This window comes from Sporolactobacillus terrae DSM 11697, assembly GCF_000648615.1.
Taxonomy (GTDB): domain Bacteria; phylum Bacillota; class Bacilli; order Bacillales; family Sporolactobacillaceae; genus Sporolactobacillus; species Sporolactobacillus terrae.
Genome location: NZ_JFZC01000072.1, coordinates 1 through 1572 on the forward strand (window position 1 = coordinate 1; position 1572 = coordinate 1572).

Here is a 1572-nt window from a genome sequence, read left to right on the forward strand (position 1 = left end):
GAATGAATTTCATATTTCTTAGCCCTTGTGCTCCAAGGGTTTTCAAATGCAAAAAAGGAAGTACCTCCCCAAGTCTTGTATAATGGTAATGGACTAGAAAACCAAAAAAAGACCGGAGAGATATTCCCTATGACCATTATACGACAAATGAGTTTATTTGGCGTTCAGGAATTATTTGAGATGGAACCTACCCATCGCTATGACGCCATTATTTCAGCTTTGAATTTGGATAAAATGTACCATGCAGTAAGCAAAAGAACACACCTTGGCGCACCTGAAGACTTAAACTACTCAGCCATGATTATTTCCGTTTTTATTCGGATTGTTGAACGTATTCCAACGGTCAAAGCCCTGATCAAACGGCTCAAAGAAGACATTGCCTTTAAACTGAACTGTGATTTTCTTGTTTCCGACCCTATCCCTTCCGAAGCTTCCTATTCTCGGTTGATTACCAAACTGGAGGAATCAAAGATCTTAGAAGTCGTTCAGGAACAAGTCATTACCCAAGCTATCGCTGAAGGATTCATCATGGATGACACCGTTGCCATTGATGCCACCCATTTTGAAGCACGTGATCAGGCTCCACCAAAGCAAGTAAAGCCGGATAAAGAGCCGAAAAAACGTGGCCGAAAATCCAATGAGGAGCGTGAAAAGTGGCTCGCTGACCAAGCGGAAAAAGAAGCAAATCTACCCCTTTTTGAAAAGAAAATTGAGACTCAACTGGACGCTTCTCTTTCAGAGCTGCGTGCGCAAGTTCCAAAAGATCCGAAGTGGGGCATTAAAAAGAACAGCGAAGGCAAGCATGTGTTTTGGTTTGGCTATAAGGGGCATTTGGCAGTGAGCACAACCAGCCAATACATCGTGCAGTCGTTATTCTCCTCGGGCAACCTGAATGACGGAAAAGCAGCCATCCCATTGCTTAAAGGAATGCACGAACGGCTATCCTTGCCCGCTTTACGTTATGAAACAATGGATGCCGGTTACGATTACGAACCAATCTATCAACAGATTTACACTATGGGTCATCAATCCGTGATCGCGTACAACAAACGGAATGAATCGAAACCAGAAGGTTTCAATCAGCACTTCGCGCTTACCTGTTTCAGAGAGCATGCTTATCGCTATGACAGCTATGATGCCAAGTATGAAACATTAAAATATACGCAACCCAAAGAATGTGTGAACTGCCCGCTTGCCCATGAAGGGATCTGCCAAAAAGTGCATAAAGTGAAAATCACAACAGACCTTCGACGATACACAGCTCCTGCACGAGGCTCCAAAGCATGGCGAAACATTTTCAAACGCCGAACTGCAGTAGAACGAGTAAACGCCTATTTGAAGGAATTTTATCAGCTCAACAATGTCCGATACCGAACCGGAAAACGGGCAAAAGTACATTTCGATCTCGTCACATTGGTTTACAACGCATCAAAATTAGCTGCAGACCGCATAAATGCTCGATTAAATCAGGAAAACCAAGCAGCATAATCAAAAAGAATTTTAAAAAATGGCAAGTTAGAAATTCTGCCAGTCTCTGCTTATTAAAAAAGAGCAATTATGAAATTGATTCAT

Annotated in this window: 1 protein-coding gene; it reads left to right on the plus strand. The window is 42.5% G+C overall.

Annotated elements, in window-relative coordinates; all coding sequences use genetic code 11:
- Positions 1–129: 129 nt before the first annotated feature.
- Positions 130–1488: an IS1182 family transposase gene (locus AA84_RS0113480; protein ID WP_028977637.1), complete on the plus strand. Its 1359-nt coding sequence runs from the start codon at positions 130–132 to the stop codon at positions 1486–1488.
- Positions 1489–1572 lie beyond the last annotated feature (84 nt).

Excerpts from the sequence above, each read along its gene's own strand:
- AA84_RS0113480 (WP_028977637.1), top strand. The coding sequence starts at position 130 with ATGACCATTATACGACAAATGAGTTTATTTGGCGTTCAGGAATTATTT.